Source organism: Streptomyces sp. NBC_00102 (assembly GCF_026343115.1).
Classification (GTDB): domain Bacteria; phylum Actinomycetota; class Actinomycetes; order Streptomycetales; family Streptomycetaceae; genus Streptomyces.
Window position 1 is genome coordinate 4,221,904 of the sequence record NZ_JAPEMC010000001.1, and the last position, 20,072, is coordinate 4,241,975.

At 72.3% G+C, this 20,072-nt stretch carries 18 protein-coding genes; 12 read left to right on the top strand and 6 right to left on the bottom strand.

Translation table 11 applies throughout. The features are described from left to right. Window positions 1–7: 7 nt before the first annotated feature. On the bottom strand, window positions 8–493 hold the full coding sequence (locus OHA55_RS18960) for a GNAT family N-acetyltransferase (RefSeq protein ID WP_266707860.1): 486 nt from the start codon (window positions 491–493) through the stop codon (window positions 8–10). A 49-nt stretch (window positions 494–542) separates the two neighbouring features. Between OHA55_RS18960 and OHA55_RS18965 the strand changes: the two genes are divergently transcribed. Beyond that, window positions 543–1,358 (top strand): exodeoxyribonuclease III, encoded by an 816-nt coding sequence (locus OHA55_RS18965; RefSeq protein WP_266707862.1) that lies wholly within the window; start codon window positions 543–545, stop codon window positions 1,356–1,358. Here OHA55_RS18965 and OHA55_RS18970 read toward each other — a convergent pair. Further along, entirely contained in the window at window positions 1,276–1,860 is a 585-nt protein-coding gene (locus tag OHA55_RS18970) for a hypothetical protein (RefSeq protein WP_266707864.1), read from the bottom strand. The genes OHA55_RS18965 and OHA55_RS18970 overlap by 83 nt on opposite strands. A gap of 53 nt (window positions 1,861–1,913) precedes the next feature. Beyond that, on the bottom strand, window positions 1,914–2,543 hold the full coding sequence (locus tag OHA55_RS18975) for a MerR family transcriptional regulator (RefSeq protein ID WP_266710803.1): 630 nt from the start codon (window positions 2,541–2,543) through the stop codon (window positions 1,914–1,916). A gap of 167 nt (window positions 2,544–2,710) precedes the next feature. On the opposite strand from OHA55_RS18975, the gene OHA55_RS18980 reads away from it, so the two are divergent. The 4 genes from OHA55_RS18980 (at window position 2,711) to OHA55_RS18995 (ending at window position 6,535) form a co-directional block, all read left to right on the top strand. After that, window positions 2,711–4,351, top strand: a complete 1,641-nt coding sequence (locus OHA55_RS18980) for an NAD(P)/FAD-dependent oxidoreductase (RefSeq protein ID WP_266707866.1) — start codon at window positions 2,711–2,713, stop codon at window positions 4,349–4,351. Next, on the top strand, window positions 4,348–5,304 hold the full coding sequence (locus OHA55_RS18985) for an alpha/beta fold hydrolase (RefSeq protein WP_266707868.1): 957 nt from the start codon (window positions 4,348–4,350) through the stop codon (window positions 5,302–5,304). The genes OHA55_RS18980 and OHA55_RS18985 overlap by 4 nt, the downstream gene beginning before the upstream one ends. After that, window positions 5,301–6,185 (top strand): SDR family oxidoreductase, encoded by an 885-nt coding sequence (locus tag OHA55_RS18990; protein WP_266707870.1) that lies wholly within the window; start codon window positions 5,301–5,303, stop codon window positions 6,183–6,185. Before OHA55_RS18985 ends, OHA55_RS18990 begins: the two co-directional genes overlap by 4 nt. 158 nt (window positions 6,186–6,343) lie before the next feature. Continuing rightward, the gene (locus OHA55_RS18995) at window positions 6,344–6,535 is read left to right on the top strand and encodes a hypothetical protein (protein WP_266707872.1); all 192 of its coding nucleotides are present in this window, start codon (window positions 6,344–6,346) and stop codon (window positions 6,533–6,535) included. 157 nt (window positions 6,536–6,692) lie between these two features. On the opposite strand, the gene OHA55_RS19000 is transcribed toward OHA55_RS18995, so the two are convergent. Continuing rightward, window positions 6,693–10,289 carry a S41 family peptidase gene (locus OHA55_RS19000; protein WP_266707874.1) on the bottom strand — a complete coding sequence of 1,199 codons (3,597 nt, stop codon included), beginning with the start codon at window positions 10,287–10,289 and terminating at the stop codon, window positions 6,693–6,695. 179 nt (window positions 10,290–10,468) lie between these two features. On the opposite strand from OHA55_RS19000, the gene OHA55_RS19005 reads away from it, so the two are divergent. Next, complete coding sequence (locus OHA55_RS19005) at window positions 10,469–11,041, top strand: TetR/AcrR family transcriptional regulator (RefSeq protein ID WP_266707876.1); 573 nt, start codon at window positions 10,469–10,471, stop codon at window positions 11,039–11,041. A 123-nt stretch (window positions 11,042–11,164) separates the two neighbouring features. Continuing rightward, window positions 11,165–13,390: an MMPL family transporter gene (locus tag OHA55_RS19010; protein ID WP_266707878.1), complete on the top strand. Its 2,226-nt coding sequence runs from the start codon at window positions 11,165–11,167 to the stop codon at window positions 13,388–13,390. Window positions 13,391–13,609: 219 nt separating this feature from the next. Here the strand turns inward: OHA55_RS19010 and OHA55_RS19015 are convergent, their stop codons facing one another. Continuing rightward, on the bottom strand, window positions 13,610–13,969 hold the full coding sequence (locus tag OHA55_RS19015; RefSeq protein ID WP_323180428.1) for an SsgA family sporulation/cell division regulator: 360 nt from the start codon (window positions 13,967–13,969) through the stop codon (window positions 13,610–13,612). 214 nt (window positions 13,970–14,183) lie between these two features. On the opposite strand from OHA55_RS19015, the gene OHA55_RS19020 reads away from it, so the two are divergent. The 4 genes from OHA55_RS19020 to OHA55_RS19035 all read left to right on the top strand — a co-directional run bounded on the left by OHA55_RS19020 (window position 14,184) and on the right by OHA55_RS19035 (window position 18,123). Further along, the gene (locus OHA55_RS19020; RefSeq protein WP_266707880.1) at window positions 14,184–15,257 is read left to right on the top strand and encodes an energy-coupling factor ABC transporter permease; all 1,074 of its coding nucleotides are present in this window, start codon (window positions 14,184–14,186) and stop codon (window positions 15,255–15,257) included. Window positions 15,258–15,266: 9 nt separating this feature from the next. After that, the gene (cbiQ, locus tag OHA55_RS19025) at window positions 15,267–16,028 is read left to right on the top strand and encodes a cobalt ECF transporter T component CbiQ (protein WP_266707882.1); all 762 of its coding nucleotides are present in this window, start codon (window positions 15,267–15,269) and stop codon (window positions 16,026–16,028) included. A 67-nt stretch (window positions 16,029–16,095) separates the two neighbouring features. Continuing rightward, on the top strand, window positions 16,096–16,896 hold the full coding sequence (locus tag OHA55_RS19030) for an energy-coupling factor ABC transporter ATP-binding protein (protein WP_266707884.1): 801 nt from the start codon (window positions 16,096–16,098) through the stop codon (window positions 16,894–16,896). A gap of 66 nt (window positions 16,897–16,962) precedes the next feature. After that, a complete protein-coding gene (locus OHA55_RS19035; protein ID WP_266710805.1) occupies window positions 16,963–18,123 on the top strand; it encodes a serine hydrolase in 1,161 nt (386 codons plus the stop codon). A 27-nt stretch (window positions 18,124–18,150) separates the two neighbouring features. On the opposite strand, the gene OHA55_RS19040 is transcribed toward OHA55_RS19035, so the two are convergent. Continuing rightward, a complete protein-coding gene (locus OHA55_RS19040; RefSeq protein WP_266707886.1) occupies window positions 18,151–19,098 on the bottom strand; it encodes a CehA/McbA family metallohydrolase in 948 nt (315 codons plus the stop codon). Between the two features lie 124 nt (window positions 19,099–19,222). On the opposite strand from OHA55_RS19040, the gene OHA55_RS19045 reads away from it, so the two are divergent. Beyond that, window positions 19,223–20,017, top strand: coding sequence for an SDR family NAD(P)-dependent oxidoreductase (locus OHA55_RS19045; protein ID WP_266707888.1), 795 nt, complete (start codon window positions 19,223–19,225; stop codon window positions 20,015–20,017). Window positions 20,018–20,072: the final 55 nt, after the last annotated feature.

The following is a 20,072-nucleotide window of genomic DNA, read 5'->3' on the forward strand; positions in this document are numbered from 1 at the left end:
TGGTGGGTCAGGGCTGCTGGAGCGGCTTCTCCATGCAGATGCTGTTCTCGTACGTCCGGTAGTGGCCGAACTTCTCGCAGACCGTGTAGCCGCTCGACGTGTAGAGCCCGATGGCCTCGGGCTGCTTGTCCCCGGTCTCCAGGACCATGCGCGTGCGGCCCGCGGTGCGGGCGTCCTCCTCCAGCAGGCCGAGGATACGGCGGGCGAGACCCTGGCCACGTCCCTCGGGTATCACGAACATCCGCTTGACCTCGGCGTCGCCGTCGGAGTAGCCCTCTTCGTTCTGCTCCATGGCGCGCCAGCCGCCGGTCGCCACCGGGCGCTCCCGCTCGTCGTAGGCGAGCAGGTACAGGCCGTTGGGGGGTTCGAACATGGTGGGATCGAGGTGGGTCTGGTCGCCGCCGTCCTGGTAGCGCTCGATGTATTCGAGCTGGACCTCGTCGTTGAGCTTGACGGCGTCAGGGTGGTCGTACGACCGGCGCTGGATATTCACGCAGGTAAGCGTACATATGTACGGGCCCTCGTTTGGGTACTGTTTCTGGGTGCTTACCGTCACCAGCGTCAACGTGAATGGGCTCCGCGCCGCCGCGAAGAAGGGCTTCGTCCCCTGGCTCGCGGAGACCGGGGCCGATGTCGTGTGCCTCCAGGAAGTACGCGCCGAGGCGGCCCAGCTCCCCGAGGAGGTACGGGAGCCCGAAGGCTGGCACGTGGTGCACGCGCCGGCCGCCGCCAAGGGGCGCGCGGGCGTATCCCTCTACTCACGGCGTGCGCCGGAGCGTGTCCAGATCGGTTTCGGCGGGTTCGGGATCGAGGGCGCCGAAGAGTTCGACCTCAGCGGCCGGTACGCCGAGATCGACCTCCCGGGCGTCACCGTCGCCAGCCTGTACCTGCCCTCCGGCGAGGTCGGCACGGAGCGCCAGGACGAGAAGGAGCGCTTCATGGCGGCCTTCCTCCCCTACCTGGTCGGACTCAAGGCGCGGGCCGCCGCCGAGGGGCGCGAGGTCGTCGTCTGCGGCGACTGGAACATCGCCCACCAGGAGGCCGACCTCAAGAACTGGAAGTCGAACCGGAAGAGCTCCGGCTTCCTCCCGGAAGAGCGGGAGTGGCTGACCCGGGTCTTCGAGGAGGCCGCGTACGTGGACGTGGTGCGCGCCCTCCACCCGGACCAGGAGGGCCCCTACTCCTGGTGGTCCTACCGTGGCCGCGCCTTCGACAACGACGCGGGCTGGCGGATCGACTACCAGGTGGCGACCCCCGGCCTCGCGGCCCGCGCGGTCAAGGCCTGGGTCGAGCGCGCCGAGACCCACCCGGAGCGGTGGAGCGACCACGCACCGGTGACGGTGGTCTACGAGCGCTGAGGGCCGAGCCCGGTCCACGGGTTGCTGCGCCGCCCAACTCGGCCTGCGCCCATACGGAGACACCGCTCAGCCGGGCGGCCGCCCGGGCCGGGTCGCCGGTCCGGGTGGGCTGGTCCACCTCGAAGTCGTGGCCGGTCATGCCGCTTTCGTCCTCGACGATGCGGGCGATGCGGTAGGCCACGTCCATGACCGCCGATGCCGCCGCGCCCGCGTGGTGGTGGGCGACCTCGATGTGGGCGGTGTCCCCGCAGTGGTCGAGCTGTACGCGCCCCGGTGGCCCGACCGTCTCCAGGGTCAGGCCGTACGGGTACTCCTCGGACTCGACGGGACCGACCTCCCGCGCGACGCGTTCCAGGATGCGGGCCCACTCGTCCCGGTGTGCGTCGGTGGGCCGGTACGGGGTCGGTTCGGCGTCGGGGTCGTAGCCGGTGTTGATGCGGTCGAGCGCTTCGTGGAGCGTCAGCCCCGGTTCGACCCGTACGAGCGTGATGTCGTAGGTCACCGGGCAACTCTGCTTTCCCCGGCCGCCGTTGTCCACCGCGAATCGTCCCTGAATCAGGGCGTGTCGTCCGTCTCGCGCAGCCGGCGGTCCAGGGCCATGGAGAGCTCCGCGTCGACGACCGCTCGGGCCAGTGGGCGGAGTTTGTCGATGGGGCTGTCCGCCGCGTGCACCTGGATGACGCGTACGAAGATCTCGGCCAGCGCCTCGGCGTGCTCGCGGATGCGGCGGCCGGTGGAGAGCACGGTGGCCAACGGAACGCCCTCGCGCACCAGTTCGGCCGATACCTCCAACAGGCGACGGCTGATGTGCACGATCTCGTCGCCGTCGGTGGCGAGGTAGCCGAGATCGAGGGCGGTGGCGAGGTTCTCCGGGGTGACTTCGCCCTCGAAATAGTCGGCGAGTTGCTCCGGAGTGAGCCGGACCGGGGTCTCCTCGGTGGGCTCGCCCAGGCCCAGGACCTCGGCGACATCGCGTCCGCTCTCGAAGGTGGCGGCGAGATCGGCGATGCCGTTCAGGGTGTGGCCGCGCTCCAACAGGCCGGTGATGGTGCGCAGTCGTGCCAGGTGATGGCTGTCGTACCAGGTGATGCGTCCCTCGCGGCGGGGCGGCGGGATGAGTCCGCGCTCGCGGTAGAAGCGGAGGGTCCGCACGGTGATGCCGGCCTCCCGGGCCAGCTCCTCCATGCGGTATTCGCGTTGCTCATGTCCTTCGGCCACAGAGCGAACCTTATGTTGTACCGCCGGTAACTTCCTTGTCCTGCCCTCTACCCATCAGTACGGGCCTGCTCTACCCTCCGAAAGGTGCCAGTGATTGCTGGCAGAGTCGTGTGACTACCGCGGGAGGCGGCGGCATGGCCCAGCACGAGCACGTACGGGTGGCGGTGATCGGATCCGGATTCGGGGGCCTCGGGGCCGCGGTCCGGCTGCGCCGCGAAGGCATCACCGATTTCGTCGTCCTGGAGCGGGCCGGCTCCGTGGGGGGAACCTGGCGCGACAACACGTACCCCGGGTGCGCCTGCGACGTGCCCTCGCACCTGTACTCCTTCTCCTTCGCCCCCAACCCCGAGTGGCCGCGCACCTTCTCCGGTCAGGAGCACATACGCGCGTACCTGGAGCGGGTGGCCGACACCTTCGGCATCCACCCTCACCTCAGGCTCAACCACGAGGTGACGGTGATGCGTTGGGACACCGAGGCGCTCAACTGGGTGATCGAGTGCGCCAACGGCAGGACGATCGTCGCCGACGTCGTCGTCTCCGCGACCGGACCGCTCTCCGACCCGAAGGTGCCGGACGTCCCCGGGCTCGGCACCTTCCCGGGCGAGGTCTTCCACTCCGCCCGCTGGAACCACGACTACGACCTGGCCGGCAAGCGCGTCGCGATGATCGGCACCGGCGCCTCCGCCATCCAGATAGTGCCCGCCATCCAGCCGAAGGTGGGGCGCCTCACGCTCTTCCAGCGCACTCCGCCCTGGGTGATGCCGCGGGTGGACCGGGCCATCGGCCGGGCCGAGCGGTGGCTGCACCGCACGGTGCCCGCCACCGGCACGGCCCGGCGCGGACTTCTCTGGGGGATAAGGGAGTTGCAGGTCAGCGCCTTCACGAAGTACCCGGACGGGCTCGGCCTGATCGAGTCCCTGGCGAAGGCGGGCATGGCGCGGGCCATCAAGGATCCGGCACTGCGCGCCAAGCTCACCCCGGACTACCGCATCGGCTGCAAGCGCATCCTGCTCTCCAGCACCTACTACCCGGCGCTCGCCCGCCCCAACGTCGACGTGGTCGCTTCCGGCCTCGCCGAGGTGCGCGGATCGACGCTCGTCGCCTCGGACGGTACGGAGACCGAGGTCGACGCCATCATCTTCGGCACCGGCTTCCACGTCACCGACATGCCGATCGCCGAACGCGTCGTCGGCGCCGACGGCATCACCCTCGCCGAGAGCTGGAAGACCGGGATGCGGTCGCTGCGCGGCGCCACCGCCGCCGGGTTCCCCAACTGGATGACCATCATCGGCCCGAACACCGGGCTCGGGAACTCCTCGATGATCCTCATGATCGAGTCCCAGCTGAACTACATGGCCGACTACCTGCGGCAGTTGAAGGTGCTCGGCACGGGCACCGCGCTCGCCGCCCGCCCGGCCGCGGTGGACGGCTGGAACGACCGCGTCCAGAAGCGGATGGAACGCACCGTCTGGAACACCGGCGGCTGCACCAGCTGGTACCTGGACGAGAACGGCCGCAACACCACCGTCTGGCCCGGTACCACGGCGGACTTCCGCCGCGCCACCAGGTCAGTCGATCTGGCGGAGTACGACGTGATCCGCGCCCCCGCGACCGTACGGCCGCCTACGGTGGTCGCCCAGAGGTCCGGCGGGTCCGGAAAGGCCTCCCGGGCCCCGAAGGCGGCAGGACAGCAGGCGGCGCAAGCCAAAGCCGCGGAGAAGAACACCGAGCCCGCCGGACCGGACCGGCCCGTGACCGAGGAGGCCACCCGATGAGTTCACGGCACCCACGACTCCCGCGACAGCGTTCCGGGGGACTCGTGCCCGTACCCGAGCGGACGCTCTTCGCCGCCTCCGCGGACGGCTCCCGCGTCCACGTCGAGCTGTACGGCCCCGAGGAGGCGCCCGCCGTCGTCCTCTCCCACGGCTGGACGTGCAGCACCCGGTTCTGGGCGGCCCAGATCGCCGACCTCGCCGCCGACCACCGGGTCATCGCCTACGACCAGCGCGGACACGGCGGCAGTCCCGACGTGGGCCCCGGCGGCCACAGCACGGACGCCCTCGCCGACGACCTGGAGGCGGTGCTCGCCGCCACCCTCGCGCCCGGCCGCAAGGCGGTGCTCGCGGGGCACTCCATGGGCGGGATGACCCTGATGGCCGCCGCCCGCCGCCCCCGGTTCCGGGAGCACGCCGCCGCCGTGCTGCTCTGCAGCACCGGCAGCGGGCGGCTGGCGGAGGAGGCCCGGGTGTTCGCGTTGCCGGGTGCCGCGCGCAGCGGCGGGACCCGGGCGCTCCTGCGGGCGACCGTCCCGCTGGGGCCGGTCACGCCCGTCACCCGGTCCCTGCTCAAGTACGCGACCATGGGGCCGGGTTCGACGCCCGAGCGGGTGGAGGTCTGCGCGCGCATCGTGCACGCCTGCCCCCGCAAGGCCCGCGCCTCCTGGGGGCGCGTGCTCTCGGAGCTCGATCTGGACCGGGAAGTCCCTGAGCTGCGGGTGCCCACCGCCGTGCTGGTGGGCCTGGAGGACCGGATGACCCCGCCCGTGCACGCCCGCGCGCTGGCGGCGGCGCTGCCGGACTTCCTCGGTCTCACCGAGTTGCCCGGGATGGGGCACATGACGCCGCTCGAAGCGCCGGAAGCCGTCAGCGCGAAGATCCGCGAACTGGTCGCCGGTCACCTCACCGGGACCGCCACGACCGACAAGACCGAGAGGGAGGACATCGCATGAGCGCCGCACGGAGTCTCGAAGGTCAGGTCGTCGTCGTCACCGGCGCGGCCCGGGGCGTGGGCGAGCTGCTCGCCCGCAAACTGTCGGCGCGCGGTGCCACGCTGGCTCTGGTCGGCCTGGAGCCGGAGGAGCTGAAGCAGGTCTCCGAGCGGCTGTACGGGGAGAGCGCCCACTGGTACGCGGACGTCACCGACCACGAGGCGATGGAGCAGGTCGCCCGGGAGGTGAAGGCCCGCTTCGGCAAGGTGGACGTGGTCGTCGCCAATGCCGGGGTCGCCACCGGGGGTCCGTTCGTCGATTCCGACCCGGTGGCCTGGCGGCGGGTCATCGAGGTCAACCTGATCGGCAGCGCGGTGACCGGCCGGGCGTTCCTGCCGGTGCTGATGGAGAGCCGGGGCTACTTCCTGCAGATAGCGTCGCTCGCCGCGATGACCCCGGCGCCGATGATGAGCGCGTACTGCGCGTCGAAGTCGGGCGTGGAGGCGTTCGCGCACAGCCTGCGGGCCGAGGTCGGCTACCGGGGCGTACGGGTCGGGGTCGGCTACCTCTCCTGGACCGACACCGACATGGTGCGCGGCGCCGACCAGGACGAGGTCATGCGGGAGCTGCGCGGCAGGCTGCCCTGGCCCGCCAACCGCACCTACCCGCTCGGCCCGGCCGTCGACCGGATCGTGGCCGGTGTCGAGCGGCGCTCCACACATGTGTACGCCCAGTGGTGGCTGCGCGGGATGCAGTCGGTGCGCGGCTACCTGCCCTCGCTCATCGGCACGGTCGGGGCCCGGGAGATGAAACGGTTCGCCTCCCGGCTGGACGCCATCCCCAAGGGGCTGGTCGGAGCGGGCGGAGCGGCGGACACGCAGGCCCGGGACCGGCGCGGCTGATCCGGTCGCGGTACGGCCGCAACACCGGCCGCAACACCGGCCCGCACGCAGCGCCATTGATCAAAATGCGCGGTATGTCCGGCCGTGCGAGGCTGAGCGAGGCCGCTCCTCACGGGGCGGTCTCCTCAGACCCCACGCACCCCACAGGAGTGAACGGCATGGGCATCGCAGACCAGTTCAAGGACAAGGCGCAGGAACTCGCCGACCAGGCCAAGCAGAAGTCCGGCCAGGGCAAGGACGCCGCGCGCGACCGCTCCAAGGGCGCCGGCGGCCGGAACGACGAGAAGTCGGACCTCCGTGACCGGGCCGACGACGCGGCGGACAAGGCCCGCGAGCGCTTTGACCGTTGACGGCCTGATCTCCTGACCGGCCCCGGCCGGTGGGCAGGTGACGAAGAGGCGCATCCGGACGACAGGATGCGCCTCTTCCGCGTGCCCGGCCGAAAACAGGTCCGCGTGCCCGGCCGAAAACACGGACCCCCGGGCTCCCGGTTCCCCGGGGGCCGCCTCACCTCGGGGGCAGCGGCGGCCTGCGCAGGTCCGGTACGGCGTCGTACGTCGGCGGGGTCGCCGCCGGCTGCTCCTCCAGCAGCTCCAGGGCCAGGCGCACCGCGTCGTCCAGCACCGCGTGCCGGCCCTCCGCCCAGTCGAGCGGGGTGCGCAGCGCCTCGATGTCCGGCTCCACGCCGTGGTTCTCGACCGACCAGCCGTACGTGTCGAACCAGGCTGCGTTCATCGGCACCGTGATCACCGTGCCGTCGCCCAGCCGGTGGCGGCCGGTCATGCCGACCACCCCGCCCCAGGTGCGCTGCCCCACCACCGGGCCCAGCTTCAGCAGCCGGAACGCGGCGGTGATCATGTCGCCGTCCGAGGAGGTGGCCTCGTCCGCGAGCGCCACCACGGGACCGCGCGGCGCGTTGGAGGCGTAGGAGACGGCCTGCGCGTTCCGGGTCAGGTCCCAGCCGAGGATCTTGCGGGTCAGCTTCTCGACCACCAGCTCGCTGATGTGGCCGCCCGCGTTGCCGCGTACGTCCACGATGAGGGCGGGCCGGGAGACCTCCATCCTCAGGTCCCGGTTGAACTGTGCCCAGCCGGATCCGCCGAGGTCCGGGATGTGCAGGTAGCCGCATTTGCCGCCGCTCAACTCCCGTACGACCTCACGGCGTTTGGCCACCCAGTCCTGGTAGCGCAGCGGGCGTTCGTCCACCAGCGGCATGATCGCGACCCGGCGCGGGCGGCCCTGTCCGCCCGGCGGGAGGAAGGTCAGCTCGACGGTCGTGCCGCCCGCCGCCGTCAGCAGCGGGTACGGGCCGGTGAGCGGGTCGACCGGGCGGCCGTCCACGTGGGTGAGGACCGCGCCTTCGCGGATGCCCGTACCGGCGAGGGGGGAGCGGGCCTTGGAGTCGGAGGAGTCGCCGGGCAGGACCCGCCGGATGGTCCAGGCCCCGTCCCGGCAGGTGAAGTTGGCGCCGAGCAGGCCGATCGCCCGCTGGTAGTGCGGGGGCCCTTCGTTGCGGCGGGCGGGGGAGACGTACGCGTGCGAGGTGCCCAGCTCGCCGAGGACCTCGCGGAGCAGGTCGGCGAACTCGTCGGGGGAGGAGACGCGTTCGAGGAGCGGACGGTACTGGTCGAGCACCCCCGACCAGTCGATCCCGCACATGTCCGGCTCCCAGAAGTAGGAGCGGATGATGCGGCCCGCCTCGTCGTACGCCTGCCGCCACTCGGCCGCCGGGTCCACCTCGTGCAGGATGCGGCGCAGGTCGAGGTAGGTGGTGGAGTCGCTGTCGCCGGGCTCGTTGGACGGGACGGCCCGCAGCTCCCCGTCGTCCATGACGACCATCCGGCTCGCGTCGCCGCTCACCGCGAACCAGTCGAGGTGGTCCACGAGTTCGGTCCTGCGAGCCTTGGCGATGTTGAAGTGCTCCAGCGTCGGGCGGCCCGACATGTCCGCCGGGTTGGCGAAGGTCTCGCCGAGCGCCCCGGAGATCGGCCACCGCAGCCAGACCAGCCCGCCGCCGCTGACCGGGTGCAGCGCGGAGTACTTCGAGGCGGAGACCGGGAACGGCGCCACCCGGTTCGCCAGCCCCTCGAACTCGACGGTGACCGGGGCCGTCCCCTCGCCCGTACCGGTCTCCGGAAGGTCCAGCGGGTCCAGCCCTCCCGCCGCCGGGCGGCCGTCCGGCGAGAGCGCGAACGGCGACGGGGTCGCGGAGGAGAGGGGGACCAGGTACGGGCGGCAGCCCAGCGGGAACGAGAGGTCGCCGGTGTGCACGTCGTACACCGGGTCGAAGCCGCGCCAGGAGAGGAACGCGAGGTACCGGCCGTCCTCGGTGAAGACCGGGTTCTCGTCCTCGAAGCGGCCGTTGGTGACGTCGACGATCACCGGTGCGCCCGGTCCGGAGATGCGGGCCAGCTTGATCTGTCGCAGCGAACGGCCGATGCCCGGGTGCGACCAGGTGAGCCAGGCGCCGTCCGGCGAGAAGGCGAGGTCGCGGACGGGTCCGTTGACGGAGCGGATGAGCTCGGTGACCTCGACGGGCGGGTCCGGGGGAGCCGGAGGCGCCGGTGCCGGTTCGGTGGTGTCCGTCGGCTCCGGGGTCTCTCCCGCGTCCCGGCCCGCCTCGGGCGCCTCACCCGTGCCGTCCTGGGCCCCCGAGGTCTCGGCGAGGGCGGCCACCGCGGTCTCCTCCACCGCCTCGGCCTTCTCGGCCACCCCGGCGGCGCGGGCGCGGAACACGTCCGCCCGGGTGGAGCCGCCCGGCCCCGACCCCGGCGGCTCGGTGCCGGTGGCACCGTCCGTCGAGAGGCCGCCGTCCGCCGAGGTGCCGCCCGCGGCCGTGGCGTCCGCCGTGGCCGGGTCCGCGGTGTCCAGGAGCAGCAGCCGGCCGTCGTCCGAGGCGATGGCGAGGCGTTCGCCCTCCGGGTCGGAGATCATCTCCAGCACCCGGCCCAGCTGCCCCGAGGCGAGCCGCCGGGTGGGGCGGTCGCCGGTGGCGCGCGGCAGTGCGGCGATCTCCACCGCGTCCTCGCCGTCCGCGTCGGTGACGTACGCGACCTGGCCGCCGCTGCCGAGCATCTCCGGCAGCCGGACCCGTACCCCCGGGGTGTCGGTGATGGTGCGGGCGGGGCCGTCGCGGTGGGTGAGCCAGTACAGCGAGCCGCGCACGTTGACCGCGCTCGCCCGGCCCGTCTCGTCCACCGAGAGCGAGCCGACGTGGCTGGCGGCCGGCACCTGGTACGTACGGCGCCCGGTGCGCGGGCCACCGAGACGCACCTCCAGCTTCCGGGGGGTGGCGGCCGGGTCCTCCAGGTCCTCGGCCAGCCAGAGGTCACCGGCGCACTGGTAGACGACCCGGGTGCCGTCGCTGGAGGCGTGCCGGGCGTAGAAGGCGTCGTGGTCGGTGTGGCGGCGCAGGTCGGTGCCGTCCATCAGGCAGGAGTAGAGGTTGCCGACACCCTCGTGGTCGGAGAGGAACGCGATCCGCCGGCCGACGAACATGGGTGCGTCGAGGTGGCCGCCGATGTCCGGCAGCAGCCGTTGGCCGTGCAGCCAGAGGCGCCCCGTGGCGCCGCCCCGGTACCGCTTCCACGCGGCCGGTTCGTGCGGCGGTGTCCCGGTGAGCAGCAGGGTGCGGCGCTCGCCGTCGATGTCGGCGACGGCGATGTCGGAGACCGGGCCCCAGGGCAGCCGGCCGCCGGGGGAGCCGTCGGTGGGCACGCTGTAGGCCCAGGAGAAGTACGAGAACGGCTGCCGGTGCGAGGAGACGGCGAGGATCTGCGCCCCGTCGCCGGTGTCGGGGGTCCAGCCGCAGACCCGGGCGTCGGTCGAGCCCCAGTAGGTGAGCCGGCGCGCGGGTCCGCCGTCGACGGGCGCGAGGTGGATCTCGGGGTCGAGCGTGCGCCAGGTCGTGTAGGCGACGCGGCTGCCGTCGGGCGAGAAGCGTGGGTGGCTGACCCGGGTGCGGTCCGCGGTCAGGCGCCATGCCCGGCCGGGCCGGTGGCCGGGTGCGGCGAGGGGGGCGACCCAGAGATCGTCCTCGGCCGCGAAGCAGAGCAAGTCCTGGTGGAGGTGCGGGAAACGGAGATACGCGACGTCGTCACTCACCCCACCCATGCTTTCGGTGTGCGGGGGCCGGGGCAACTTGTGACGCAGAAAACGTGTGGCACTCCCCACAAGCGAGACGGTCCCGTTTCGCTTCACGGGCGACGTAGGCTCAGGTGTACGAAACGGTTTCGTTCCTGTGAGCGAACCGTGGACCGGAGTACGGAAGGAGGCCGGCGCCCATGGCGCGCACCAGGCTCACGCCTGAACGCGAGAGCGAGCTGTTCGCGGCGGTCCTCGACCTGCTCCGCGAGGTCGGCTACGACGCCCTGACCATGGACGCCGTCGCGGCCCGCACCCACTCCAGCAAGGCGACCCTCTACCGCCAGTGGGGGAGCAAGCCCGAGCTGGTGGTGACAGCGATGCGGCACAACAAGCCGGTGCGGCTGGCCGACATCGACACGGGTTCGGTGCGGGGAGACTTCCTCGCCGTCGTGACCCGTACCGACGACTGTCGCATGGAACAGGACTCCGCACTGATGCGGGGCCTGAGCCGGGCCGTCCACGACAACCCCGATCTGCACCAGGCCCTGCGCGAACTGCTGGTCGAACCGGAGCTCTCCGGTCTCGCCGCACTGCTGCGCAGGGGTGTCGAGCGGGGTGAGCTGAATCCGGACAATCCGGCGCTCAAATACGTACCCCACATGCTGATCGGCGCGTTCGCCGCCCGGCAGCTGGTCGACGGCCGCCCCGTCGACCAGGCCTTCCTCCTCGAATATGTCGACTCCGTGGTCTTCCAGGCTCTCGGCGTCTGACGTCCCCGGCCGCTTCCCCCGGCGGTCCGCTCCCCACCGCTCCACCTGACACGCCGCTCTCGTCGTCGGGCTGGTTCCTCATGCCGAATTTCCCGCACACGACTTGACCGGGAGTCCGCCTCCGTGGCCACATTCCTTTACAAAATCGGGCGCCTCGCGTTCCGCAAGCGGGGCTACGTCGCCCTCATCTGGGTCGCCCTGCTGGCCATCGCCGGCGTCGGTGCCGCCACCGCGGCCACCCCTGCGGCCAGTTCCTTCTCCATACCGGGCACGGAGGCGCAGAAGGCCTTCGACCTGCTGGACCAGCGCTTCCCCGCCTCCCACGCCGACGGCGCCACCGCCCGGGTCGTCTTCCAGGTCCCGGACGGGCAGAAGATGGCCGACCCGGCCAACAAGGCCGAGGTCGAGAAGATCGTCGGTGAGCTGAAGAGCGGCTCCGACCAGGTCGCCTCGGTGACCGACCCGTTCACGGCCAACGCCGTCAGCAAGGACGGTTCGACCGCGTACATCACGGTCTCCTACGACGCCGCGTCCACCAGCCTCACCGACGAGACCAAGGAAGCCCTGCAGAAGGCGGGCGACCACGCCGAGAAGGGCGGGATGACCGTCGCGCTCGGTGGTGACGCGCTCGAAGCGGGCGCCGAAGGCGGCGCCACCGAGGTCATCGGAATCGTCCTCGCCGGAGTGGTGCTCGTCGTCACCCTGGGTTCGCTGGTGGCCGCAGGCCTTCCGCTGCTGACCGCGATCGTCGGCGTCGGCATCGGCGTCGCCTCGATCACGGCACTCGCGAACGCGCTGGATCTCGGCACCACCACCTCCACCCTCGCGATGATGATCGGCCTCGCGGTCGGCATCGACTACGCGCTCTTCATCGTCTCCCGCTACCGGGCCGAACTGGCCGAGGGACGGGAGCGCGAGGAAGCCGCCGGACGAGCGGTCGGCACCGCCGGCTCCGCCGTCGTCTTCGCCGGGCTGACCGTCGTCATCGCCCTCGCGGGCCTCTCCGTCGTCAACGTGCCCATGCTCACCAAGATGGGCCTCGCCGCCGCCGGCACGGTCGTCGTCGCCGTCCTCATCGCCCTCACTCTGGTCCCCGCCCTGATGGGCTTCGCGGGCAAGCGGATCATGGGCCGTAAGGCGCGCAACGCCGCGGCCGCCGCGAACCGTCCCGACGCCAAGCCGAACGGCGGGACCCGCTGGGCCCGGTTCGTGCTGCGCCGCCCGTTGTGGGTCCTGGTGGTCGGTGTCCTCGGCCTCGGTGCCATCGCGCTGCCGGCCACCTCGCTGGAGATGGGCCTGCCGGACGACGGCTCCCAGCCCAAGAGCACCACGCAGCGCCAGGCGTACGACATGCTGTCGGACGGTTTCGGTCCCGGCTTCAACGGGCCGCTGATGGTCGTCGTCGACACCCAGCACAGTTCGGACGGCAAGACCGCCGTGAAGCAGGTCTCCGACGAGATCGAGTCCCTCGGTCATGTCACCGCCGTCACCCCGGCCGTGTTCAACCCCGCCGGTGACACCGCGACGATCACCGTCATCCCGAAGGACCGGCCCAGCTCGGCCGGTACCGAGGAGCTCGTGCACTCGATCCGCGACGCGGGTGAGCACATCAAGAGCGACACCGGCGCCGAGGTCCTGGTCACCGGGGCCACCGCGATGAACATCGACTTCTCGCAGAGGATGAACGACGCCCTGATCCCGTATCTGGGGCTCGTCGTCGGCCTGGCCTTCCTCCTCCTGATCCTGGTCTTCCGCTCGATCCTCGTCCCGCTGAAGGCGGCCCTCGGCTTCCTGCTCTCGGTCGTGGCGGCGCTCGGCGCGGTCGTCGCGGTCTTCCAGTGGGGCTGGCTCGCCTCCCTGCTGGGCGTGGAGACGACCGGCCCGATCATGTCGATGATGCCGATCTTCATGGTCGGTGTGGTCTTCGGCCTGGCCATGGACTACGAGGTCTTCCTCGTCACCCGGATGCGGGAGGCGTTCGTCCACGGCGAGACCCCGCACCAGGCGATCGAGACGGGCTTCAAGCACGGGGCCCGTGTGGTCACGGCGGCGGCGGTCATCATGATGGCGGTCTTCGGCGGCTTCATCGGTGCCACCGAGTCGATGATCAAGATGATCGGTTTCGGTCTCGCGATCGCCGTCTTCTTCGACGCCTTCGTGGTCCGCATGGCGATCGTCCCGGCCGTGCTCGCCCTGCTGGGCAAGCGCGCCTGGTGGCTCCCGCGCTGGCTGGACCGCGTCCTGCCGAACGTCGACGTCGAGGGCGAGGGCCTGCGCAAGCACCTCCCGGCCGACGAGCGCGACGGCGGCGGCCCGGCCGGCGACGCACGCGAGCTGAGCAGGGTCTGACGGCCCCGCTCCTCCTCGACGGCCGCCGGGCCCACCGGCCCGGCGGCCCCCCAGAACTCCGGAGCCGCGCCTGAGCGGGGCGCGGTACCGGATGCTCCGGCGCCTGTGGGGACGGGTTCCGGTGCGACGACAAGCCCCCGTGCGAGCGGCACGGGGGCTTGTCTTTGTCGTCGTACTCGTACCCGTACCCGTACCCGTAGTGCGTACGGGTACGGGGGCTCAGCGCCCGGCGGCGGCGGGCGGGGCGGTCTTCGCGCGGGTGCGGTCCAGGAAGCGCTGGAGCGCCGCGTTCTCGATCTGGAATACCTCGACCCCGCCTCCGCCGGCCGAGTGCAGCTCCAGCATCAACTGCGCCCGCCCGGCGGGCCAGAGGCGTACCTCGCCGCTCTCGACCGGGGCGTTCATGCCGTCCTCCAGGAGTTCGCGGCCGAGCGCCCAGTCGGCGCCGCCGTCGAAGACGAGGTGGACGGTGCCGGGGTCGACGTCGGCGTCGTAGCGCAGGTCGACCGGGACCGGGCGCGTGAGCGGGCCGTCGGTGATGAGACGGGCCCGGGTGTGTTCTTCGATCACGGGAGACATCGGCCGACTCCTCCTGTTATTAACACTTTGCAATCTAATGTCCCATATTTCACGGCGCGTGCGCGGTCCGTAAATGTAGGGGATGCGCTCTTGCGCATGGTTTGCAAGAGCACCCTATGATGGGTGGGTTCTGGTCGCTGCCGGGCGCACACCGCTGCCCGCGCCCAGGTCGGACGTCCACATCCCGCCGACCCCGCAGAAGCGGAGCCCACCCATGCATGTACCCGACGGTTTCATCAACGCACCTGTCTCCGTGGCCACCGGTGTCGTCGCCGCGGGCGCCGTCGCGGTCAGCCTGCGCGGTGCCCGCCGCGAACTGGGTGAACGCACCGCCCCGCTCGCCGGGCTGATGGCCGCCTTCATCTTCGCCGTGCAGATGCTGAACTTCCCGGTCGCCGCCGGCACCAGCGGGCATCTCCTCGGCGGGGCGCTGGCCGCGATACTCGTCGGGCCCTACACCGGGGTCCTCTGCGTCACCGTGGTGCTGCTGATGCAGGGCATCCTGTTCGCGGACGGCGGCCTCACCGCCCTCGGCGTCAACATCACGGACATGGGCGTCGTCACCACCGTCGTCGGTTACGTGGTGTTCCGTCTGCTGATGCGGGCCCTGCCGCGCCGCCGGTCCACCGTCACGGTCGCCTCCTTCGTCGCCGCGCTGGTCTCCGTGCCCGCCGCCGCCGTCGCCTTCACGCTCATGTACTGGATCGGCGGCACCACCGACATCCCCATCGGCGAGGTCTTCAAGGCGATGGTCGGGATCCACGTCCTCATCGGCATCGGTGAGGCGGTCATCACCGCCGCCACGGTCGGCGCCGTCATCGCGGTCCGCCCCGACCTGGTGCACGGTGCCAAGGGCTTCGCCGCGCCGCTCAAGCTCCGCGTGGACGGGCAGCTGATCGACGCGGCCCCCGCCGCGAAGCCTGCCGTCGGCGTCGCGACCCGCTCCACGCGCGGTCTGCTGGCCGGCGGCCTGCTCACCGCGCTCGTGCTGGCCGGTGTCGTCTCGTACTACGCCTCCTCCAGCCCCGACGGACTGGAGAAGGTCGCCACCGACAAGGGCATCGACCGGAACGTCGAGGAGCACGCCTCCGCCGACTCCCCGCTCGCCGACTACGGCGTCAAGGACGTGGACGACGCCCGCCTCTCCGGCGGCCTCGCCGGGGTCATCGGCGTCGGTGTCACCGTCGTCGTGGGCGGCACGGTGTTCTGGGTGATCCGCCGCCGCCGGGACGACGGCGCCGACGTGACCGCCGCAGGGGCAGCCGCCCCGCTCGCCGAGAAGGTCTGAGGCGCCTCCATGGGCGCCGGCCACGCGCACCGTCTCTACCGGCACGGGCACTCGCCCGTCCACCGGCTCCCCCCGCACTGCAAACTCGCCGCCGTCTTCTGCTTCGTCCTCGTCGTGGTCTCCACCCCGCGCGAGGCGGTGTGGGCGTTCGCGCTGTACGCCGTGCTTCTCGCGGCCGTCGCGGCGGCGGCCCGGATGCCGGCCGGGTACCTGCTGAAGCGCCTCGTCATCGAGGTGCCGTTCGTGGCGTTCGCGCTGCTCATGCCGTTCTTCGTACCGGGTGAGCGGACCGAGTTCCTCGGTCTGCACCTGAGCGTGGCCGGCCTCTGGGGCGCCTGGAACGTCCTCGCCAAGGGCACCCTCGGCGTCGCCGCCTCGGTGATCCTCGCCTCCACCACCGAACTCCGCGCGCTGCTGCTCGGCCTCCAGCGGCTCAGGCTGCCGCCCCTCCTCGTCCAGATCGCGTCCTTCATGATCCGGTACGGGGACGTCATCACCGACGAGATGCGCCGGATGTCCGTCGCCCGCCGTTCCCGGGGGTTCGAGGCGCGCGGGGTACGCCAGTGGGGTGTCCTCGCCAAGTCCGCCGGGGCCCTCTTCATCCGCTCCTACGAACGCGGCGAGCGGGTCCACCTGGCGATGGTCAGCCGGGGGTACACGGGCACCATGCCGGTCATCGACGAGGTGACCGCCTCCCGCGCCCAGTGGGCGTACGCGGCGGCCCTTCCGCTGCCCGCCCTGGTCGTCTGCGCCCTCGGCTGGGTCCTCTGACCACCGGACCCGCCCCCGCCCGCCCACGGGCCCCCCCCCGTACCTCCCCTTCCGCGACACTGCTGGGATGAGCACCATGAACACCCCGACCCCCGCCGGTCCGTCCGCCGCCCCCGTCCCGCCGTCCCTGGAGGTCAGCGGCCTCGCCTACGCCTACCCGGACGGGCACCAGGCGCTCTTCGGGGTGAACCTGACCGTCGCCCGGGGCGAACGCGTCGCCCTGCTCGGCCCCAACGGCGCCGGCAAGACCACCCTCGTCCTCCACCTCAACGGCATCCTCGACGCGGGCGCCGGAACCGTCAGCGTGGCCGGGCTCCCGGTCGGGAAGCGGAACCTCGCCGAGATCCGCCGCCGCGTCGGCATCGTCTTCCAGGACCCCGACGACCAGCTGTTCATGCCCACCGTCCGTGAGGACGTCGCCTTCGGCCCCGCCGCCTCCGGGCTGCGCGGCCCCGAGCTGGAGGCCCGGGTCACCGCGGCCCTCCGCCAAGTCGGCATGGCCGAGTACGCCGACCGCCCGCCGCACCACCTCTCCTTCGGGCAGCGCCGCCGGGTGGCCGTCGCCACCGTCCTCGCCATGGAGCCGGAGATCCTCGTCCTCGACGAGCCGTCCTCCAACCTGGACCCGGCCTCCCGCCGCGAACTCGCCGACATCCTGCGCTCCCTGGACGTCACCGTGCTGATGGTCACCCACGACCTTCCGTACGCCCTGGAGCTCTGCCCCCGCGCCGTCATCCTCAGCGACGGAGTCATCGCCGCCGACAACCGCACGCAGGACCTCCTCCTCGACGAGGAACTCATGCGCGCGCACCGGCTGGAGCTGCCCTTCGGCTTCGATCCCGGTTCCGTGACCGTTAACAGCAGGTGACCCCGGCCCCGCCGGACCTGCGCCGCAATGCAGGATGGGGGCATGAGCGGGAGCGCGGAAGCAGGCGTGGACGTACGGGGCACGGTGGCCCCCGGATTCGAGACGGTCCGGGACGCCTTCGTGCGGAACTTCGAACAGCGCGGTGAGCGCGGCGCGGCCGTCGCCGTCTACCGCGACGGGCGCAAGGTCGTGGACCTCTGGGCCGGTACGAGAGACGTGGACGGCACCGAGCCCTGGGCGGTCGACACCGTCCAGATCGTCCGCTCGGCGGGCAAGGGCATCGCCGCCGCCGTCCCCCTGATGCTGCACCAGCGCGGACAGGTCGACCTGGACGCCCCGGTCGGCACCTACTGGCCCGAGTTCAAGGCGAACGGCAAGGAACGCGTCCTCGTACGCGACCTCCTCGCCCACCGCGCCGGCGTCCCCGCCCTGGACCGCCCGCTCACCCCCGCCGAGGCCGCCGACGGCCACACCGGCCCGGCCGCCGTCGCCGCCCAGCGCCCCCAGTGGGAGCCCGGCACCGACCACGGCTACCACGCCCAGACCTACAGCTGGCTCATCGGCGAACTCGTCCTCCGGGCCACCGGCCGGACCATCGGCCGCTGGATCGCCGAGGAGATCGGCCGCCCCCTCGGCCTCGACTTCTGGTTCGGACTGCCCGCCGACGAGGCCCACCGCATCGGCCGCATCGGCCCCGTGGAACCCCCCGCAACCGGAGACCCGGGTGTCCTGCGGATGCGCCCCAAGCGCTCCGTCACCGAGGCGTACGCCGACCCGCACTCGCTGACCCGCCGGGCCTTCGGCGCGATCGACCCGGGCCCGGACGAGAACGACCCCGCCTACCGGACCGCCGAACTCCCCGCTTCCAACGGCATCGCCACCGCCCGCGCCCTCGCCCGCTGCTACGCCGCGATGATCGGCGACGTCGACGGCCACCGCCTCTTCGCTCCGGCCACCCTCACCCTGGCCCGCACCGAGGAGTCCAACGGCCCCGACCGCGTCCTCGTCGTCAACACCCGTTTCGGACTCGGCTACATGCTCCACGGCCCCGCCGCCCCTCTGCTCGGCCCCGGCTCCTTCGGCCACCCCGGCCGCGGCGGCTCCCTCGGTTTCGCCGACCCCGAGTCCCGTATCGCCCTCGGCTACGTCACCAACGGCCTCCAGAAGGGAGTCACCGCCGACCCACGGGCCCAGGCCCTGATCCGGGCGGTGCGCTCGGCGCTCTGAGGCGGCCCTGCCCGGCCGCGCGGCAGCTCAGCTCAGGACGACCGGGTTGGTGAGTGCCGCCATGTGCCCGCGCAGATCGCGTACTTCGGCGCGGACGAACCCCGACCCGGTTGCGGTGGTGCCCCATTCGACTTCGCCGAGGCCCTCCGGCGAAAGCTCGGCGTGGTGGACCGCTCCTCGTTCGGTGTGGAAGGAGACGGTCCCGTACGGGACACCCCGTACCCGTGCTCGTACGACGACCTCCCGCCCACGGGTGTCGAGGCACCCGCCCACCTCCGCCGTCTCCGCACCGGCCGTGGCGGTGAACGACACGTCCACGGAGGCCGATCCGGCGATCCAGCTCCGCCCGGCACGCAGGGCGGCGAGCACGGCGGGGGTGCTCAGCCCCTCCGCGAGTACTACGGTGTGCGGCACGCCGAGCTGGCCCGCCAGATGCGCGTCGCTGTTCCCCACGGCGGGCCGCCACCGGCCCCGGTGGACGTCGGCCGCCAGGCCCCGCCCCCACTCGGCCAGCGCCGCTTCGTTGTCCGCGTTCCAGGGGAGGGCCGACGTCCAGAGGCCGTTCCACACCTCGACCGCGTCGAAGCCCTCGTACGCGTACGCGAACGTCCCGGACGGGTACGGCGCATGCGGATGCGCGGCCACGCAGATCCCGCCGGTCCGGTGCACCTGGTCCAGGCGGGGGCCGATCCGCCCGTCCAGAACCCCGTACTCCCAGCTGACGACCTCCCCCGGCCCGATGCCGAGCGCGAGCCAGTGGCCGGTCGCCGTCGTCACCTCCTCGCCCAGGATCACGAGCAGACCGTCACCTGCCTGCTCGGCCCAATCGGCGTGCGCGGAAGCGGTGTTGTGGTCGGTGGTAGCGACGAAGTCGAGCCCCGCCGCCCGCGCGGCGGTCGCCAGCTCCGCCGGGGTCAGCTCCCCGTCCGAGTACACCGAATGCACGTGGCAGTCGCCCCGGTACCAGCCCGCCATGACGCCTCCGTCCCGTGTGCCCCGAGTGCGCACCGCCCGAGTCTCGCCCAACTCCGCCGCCGGTGGGCTCGGTTCGGTGCAGCACCCGTGACCGTGCCCCGTCCCCCGCAGTACGGTCGCCCCCATGACACCCCACGCGCTCGCGCGCTTCGACGGTCACGGCGTCCTCATCACCGGTGCGGGGCAGGGCGTCGGTGCCGCCACCGCCCGCCGGCTCGCCCGTGAGGGGGCGTCGGTGCTCGTCACCGACCTGGACCCCGCCCGGGCCGGGGCGACCGCCGCGCGGATACGGGACGAGGGGTGGGCCGCCGACTCCCTCGCCTGCGACGTCGGCGACCGGGCGGCCGTCGAAGCGGCGGTGGCGCACGCGGTCGCGGCCTTCGGGCGGCTCGACGTCCTGGTGAACAACGCCTACGCGGCGGGCACGGACGCCGAGCTCTTCGAGGACGAGAGCGACGAGATCTGGCAGCGCGACCTGGACATCTGCCTCGGCGGCGCCTTCCGCTGCTCCCGCGCCGCCCTCCCGCACCTCGCCGCCTCCGGCCGGGGCGCCATCGTCAACATCGGCTCCGTCAACGGCGAACAGGACTTCGGCGGCCACGCCTACAGCGCCGCGAAGGCGGGCCTGGCCAGCCTGACCCGTACCCTCGCCGGGCACGCCGGACCGCGCGGGGTGCGCGTCAACCTCATCGCCCCCGGCACCCTGCGCACCGACGCCTGGGCGGGCCGCGAGGCCGAACTCGACCGGGCCGCCGCCCTCTACCCGCTCGGCCGTGTCGGTGAACCGGACGACATCGCCGCCGCCGTCGCCTTCCTCGCCTCCCGCGACGCGTCCTGGATCACCGGCACCACCCTGCGGGTGGACGGCGGGCTCCTCGCCGTCAACACGGGCTTCAGGCGGGCGATGGCGGGGGAGTGAACGGGCGCGCGGGCTACGAGCCGGCGGTCCGACGGGACGCGAACAGGCGCACGGG

Excerpts from the sequence above, each read along its gene's own strand:
- OHA55_RS18975 (WP_266710803.1), bottom strand. The coding sequence starts at position 2,543 with ATGGAGGAGCTGGCCCGGGAGGCCGGCATCACCGTGCGGACCCTCCGC.
- OHA55_RS18980 (WP_266707866.1), top strand. The coding sequence starts at position 2,711 with ATGGCCCAGCACGAGCACGTACGGGTGGCGGTGATCGGATCCGGATTC.
- OHA55_RS18985 (WP_266707868.1), top strand. The coding sequence starts at position 4,348 with ATGAGTTCACGGCACCCACGACTCCCGCGACAGCGTTCCGGGGGACTC.
- OHA55_RS18990 (WP_266707870.1), top strand. The coding sequence starts at position 5,301 with ATGAGCGCCGCACGGAGTCTCGAAGGTCAGGTCGTCGTCGTCACCGGC.
- OHA55_RS18995 (WP_266707872.1), top strand. The coding sequence starts at position 6,344 with ATGGGCATCGCAGACCAGTTCAAGGACAAGGCGCAGGAACTCGCCGAC.
- OHA55_RS19005 (WP_266707876.1), top strand. The coding sequence starts at position 10,469 with ATGGCGCGCACCAGGCTCACGCCTGAACGCGAGAGCGAGCTGTTCGCG.
- OHA55_RS19015 (WP_323180428.1), bottom strand. The coding sequence starts at position 13,969 with ATGTCTCCCGTGATCGAAGAACACACCCGGGCCCGTCTCATCACCGAC.
- OHA55_RS19020 (WP_266707880.1), top strand. The coding sequence starts at position 14,184 with ATGCATGTACCCGACGGTTTCATCAACGCACCTGTCTCCGTGGCCACC.
- cbiQ (WP_266707882.1), top strand. The coding sequence starts at position 15,267 with ATGGGCGCCGGCCACGCGCACCGTCTCTACCGGCACGGGCACTCGCCC.
- OHA55_RS19030 (WP_266707884.1), top strand. The coding sequence starts at position 16,096 with ATGAGCACCATGAACACCCCGACCCCCGCCGGTCCGTCCGCCGCCCCC.
- OHA55_RS19040 (WP_266707886.1), bottom strand. The coding sequence starts at position 19,098 with ATGGCGGGCTGGTACCGGGGCGACTGCCACGTGCATTCGGTGTACTCG.
- OHA55_RS19045 (WP_266707888.1), top strand. The coding sequence starts at position 19,223 with ATGACACCCCACGCGCTCGCGCGCTTCGACGGTCACGGCGTCCTCATC.